3 protein-coding genes are annotated in these 3,831 nt (G+C 67.5%); all 3 read right to left on the bottom strand.

Going from position 1 to position 3,831, the window contains the following annotated elements; genetic code table 11:
• Positions 1-105: 105 nt before the first annotated feature.
• Entirely contained in the window at positions 106-594 is a 489-nt protein-coding gene (locus tag Q4A20_RS14875) for a DUF3566 domain-containing protein (RefSeq protein ID WP_303124170.1), read from the bottom strand.
• A complete protein-coding gene (gyrA, locus tag Q4A20_RS14870; protein ID WP_303124168.1) occupies positions 591-3,239 on the bottom strand; it encodes a DNA gyrase subunit A in 2,649 nt (882 codons plus the stop codon). Before gyrA ends, Q4A20_RS14875 begins: the two co-directional genes overlap by 4 nt.
• A gap of 128 nt (positions 3,240-3,367) precedes the next feature.
• On the bottom strand, positions 3,368-3,831 hold a 464-nt coding region (locus tag Q4A20_RS14865), incomplete at its 5' end, for a toprim domain-containing protein (protein WP_303124166.1).

Below are 3,831 nucleotides of genomic sequence, written 5' to 3'. Positions count from 1 at the left end.
ACCAGCGACCTCATCCTTATCAGGGATGCGCTCTAACCAACTGAGCTATAGGCCCTTGCGACGCGGAAGAGACTAGCCCACCGAGTCACCAACAGCCAAATGCGATCACTCATCCGCGAGTGTGAGATGAACCCCACCGACGAGCGCCGCCGTGATGTTGTACAGGAACGCGCCAAGAGTGGCCAGCGCGGTCGTCAGGATGATGTTGACGACGGCGATGACAGTGGCCATGGAGATGGCGCGGGAGAACTTCATGTACTCGATCAGCGCCGAGTAGGCGTTGTTGGTGGAGTCCATGACGGTGCCCACCAGATCCTGGATGGTGGAGAACACGTGCATGGCATCCAGCATGAACCACACGAAGGCGGCGGCCACCACCACCATGACGCCGGCGGCCACACTCAGCAGGAATGAAGCCTTCATGACCGACCAGGGGTCGATACGGGTCAGCGCCAGCCTCACCCGACGTGGGCCGGCGATGGTCTTGGTCTGTGTTGGACTGTGCTGCTGGTCTCCGGACGCGGCCGCTGGGGGCGCGCTCGGGGACGCGTTCTGTCCGCCCGTCGCGGGCGGGAACGACTCCGGCTGGCTCATGCCTGGACCTCACTCTCGTCGTTCTCAGACGATACCGTGTCCGTGCCCTCGCTCGCAGCGTCCACCCCGGTGTCTGTCACGACGCTTTCAACGCCGGCCTCGTCAGCGGACGCCGCCGAGTCGGCTGATCCGTCCACCTGCTCCGCCAATTCCTGCTCGGGGTTACGGGCGACGGCGATGATGCGGTCACCGGCGTCGGGCTTGGCGAAGGTGACACCGCGGGTGTTGCGGCCGGTGCGGGACACCTCGGCGACGGCGCTGCGCACCACCTTGCCGGAGGCCATGATGCACAGGACCTCGTCAGTGGGGGCGGTGGTCAGGGCGCCTACAAGGTCGCCGCGCTCCTCCACCAGATTCGCGACCTTCACACCCAGGCCTCCACGTCCCTTCACCGGATAGCCGGTGGCCAGGGTGCGTTTGGCGTAGCCGCCCTCGGTCACCACGAACAGGTCGGCGTCCTCCCAGGCCGGGTCCACCACGTCCATAGCCAGTAGGGCATCGCCGTCACGGAAACGCATGCCGGTCACGCCGCTGGTGGCGCGGCCGGTGGGACGCAGCACACCGTCGTCGGCGGTGAAACGCAGGGCCTGCCCGTGCCGGGAGACCAGCAGCAGGTCCTGCCCGGCCGATAGCAGCGCCGCAGAGACCAGCTCGTCAGGGTTGCCCTCGGCGTCCTCACGCAGGTTGATGGCGATCAGTCCGGCCGAGCGGTTGGAGTCGTACTCGGCCAGGCGGGTCTTCTTGACCAGGCCGCGACGGGTGGCGAGCACCAGGTAGTCGGCCTGGTTGTAGTCGCCCAGCTCCATCACCTGGGCGATCTCCTCGTCCGGCTGGAAGGCCAGCAGGTTGGCCACGTGCTGCCCCTTGGCGTCACGGCCGCCCTCGGGCAGCTCATAGGCCTTGGCCCGGTAGACGCGGCCGAGGTTGGTGAAGAACAGCAGCCAGTTATGGGTGGAGGTGACGAAGAAATGGTCGACGACGTCGTCCTCGCGCAGGGCCGCACCACGCACTCCCTTGCCGCCGCGGTGTTGGGAGCGGTAGGCGTCGGTGCGGGTGCGTTTGGCGTATCCGGAGCGGGTGATGGTGACGACGACCTCCTCCTCGGGGATCAGGTCCTCGGCGCTCATCTCCCCATCGAAGGGGAGGATCCTGGTGCGGCGCTCGTCGCCGTACTTGTCGACGATCTCCGCCAGCTCCTCGGAGACAATGCGGCGCTGGCGGGCGGGGTCGGCGATGATGTCCTTCAAATCGGCCACGCGCGCGGTCAGCTCGTCGGACTCCTGCTGAATCTTCAGGCGCTCCAGGGCGGCCAGACGGCGCAGCTGGAGGGAGAGGATGGCTTCGGCCTGGGCCTCGTCGACACCAAGCAGCTCCATCAGTCCGGTGCGCGCCTCCTCGGTGGTGGGCGAGCGGCGGATCAGGGCGATGACGGCGTCCAGAGCGTCGATGGCCTTGAGCAGTCCGGCGAGGATGTGCAGGCGCTCCTCGGCCTTGCGCAGTCGGAACTTCGAGCGGCGCACAATCACGTCGATCTGGTGGTTCACCCAGTGACGCACGAAACCGTCCAGGGACAGGGTGCGGGGCACTCCGTCCACCAGGGCGAGCATGTTGGCGGGGAAGTTGTCTTGCAGCTGGGTGCGCTTATACAGGTTGTTCAGGACGACCTTGGCGACCGCGTCGCGCTTGAGGACGATGACTAATCGCTGACCGGTGCGGCCGGAGGTCTCATCCCGGATGTCGGCGATGCCGGTGATATGGCCGTCACGCACCAGCTGGGCGATTTTATCGGCGAGGTTGTCGGGGTTGACCTGGTAGGGCAGCTCGGTCACCACCAGGCACTGGCGGCCCTGGATCTCCTCGACGTTGACCACGGCCCGCTGGGTGATGGAGCCGCGGCCGGTGCGGTAGGCGTCCTCGATGCCGCGACGCCCCAGGATGGTGGCTCCGGTGGGGAAGTCGGGGCCGGGGATGCGCTCAATCAGCGCCTCCAGCAGCTCTTCACGGGAGGCGTCGGGGTGGTCCAGGAACCATTGGACGCCGCTGGCGACCTCACGCAGGTTGTGCGGGGGGATGCGGGTGGCCATGCCCACCGCGATGCCCTCCGAGCCGTTGACCAGCAGGTTGGGGAAGCGGGCGGGCAGGATGACGGGTTCTTGGTTACGGCCGTCGTAGTTGTCCTGGAAGTCGACGCTCTCCTCTTCGATGTCCCGGACCATCTCCATGGCCAGCGGCGCCATCTTGCACTCGGTGTACCGGGGGGCGGCCGGGCCCAGGTTGCCGGGGGTGCCGAAGTTGCCCTGCCCGGCCACCAGCGGGTAGCGCAGCGACCACCACTGCACCAGGCGGGCGAGTGCGTCGTAGATGGCGGCGTCGCCGTGGGGGTGGTAGTTACCCATGACCTCACCAACCACGCGGGAGGACTTGGAGAAGGATGCGGTGGGGCGGTAGCCGCCGTCGTACATGGCGTACAGGACGCGGCGGTGAACCGGCTTGAGTCCATCGCGCACGTCGGGCAGGGCGCGCCCGACGATGACGCTCATGGCGTAGTCGAGGTAAGAGCGCTGCATCTCCATCTGGAGGTCGACCGGGTGGATGCGGTCCCCGGTCGCCTCGACAGCGGGAAGCTCGGTGGTCTCGTCGCTCACGGAATTCCTTTGCTCATGGGATAACTGCAGATGCGGTGTGGCTCGGGTGGGGCCCAGGCGGGCCGGCGGCGCGGGTCCGGACGGCGCGGAGGACCGCGCGGCGCCCCCGATCGGGCCCGGATGCCCGCCTAGATGTCCAGGAAGCGGACGTCGGCGGCGTTGCGCTGGATGAAGGAGCGGCGCTGCTCGACGTCGTCCCCCATCAGGATGGAGAAGGTCTCGTCGGCGTCGGCGGCCTCGTCGAGGGTGACCCGCTTGAGGATCCGGTTGGCCGGATCCATGGTGGTCTCCCACAGCTCGTGGTCGTTCATCTCGCCCAGGCCCTTGTAGCGCTGGATACCGCCCTCCTTGGGCAGGCGGCGCCCGGCCTCCGCGCCGGCGGCCAGCAGCTGGTCGCGCTCGGCGTCGGAGTAGGCGAACTCGTGCTCGGCACCAACCCATTTCAGGCGGTACAGGGGCGGCATGGCGATATAGGTGTGCCCCTGCTCGATCAGCGGCCGCATGTAGCGGAACAGTAGGGTCAGCAGCAGGGTGGCGATGTGCTGGCCGTCGACGTCGGCGTCGGCCATGATGACGATCTTGCCGTAGCGCA

This window comes from Actinomyces sp., from assembly GCF_030530635.1.
Taxonomy (GTDB): Bacteria; Actinomycetota; Actinomycetes; order Actinomycetales; family Actinomycetaceae; genus Actinomyces.
The sequence above is the reverse complement of the archived record's forward strand: the minus strand, read 5'-3'. Positions and strand labels throughout refer to the sequence as shown.

Coding starts and splice junctions, on each gene's coding strand:
- Q4A20_RS14875 (WP_303124170.1), bottom strand. CDS start 594: ATGAGCCAGCCGGAGTCGTTCCCGCCCGCGACGGGCGGACAGAACGCG.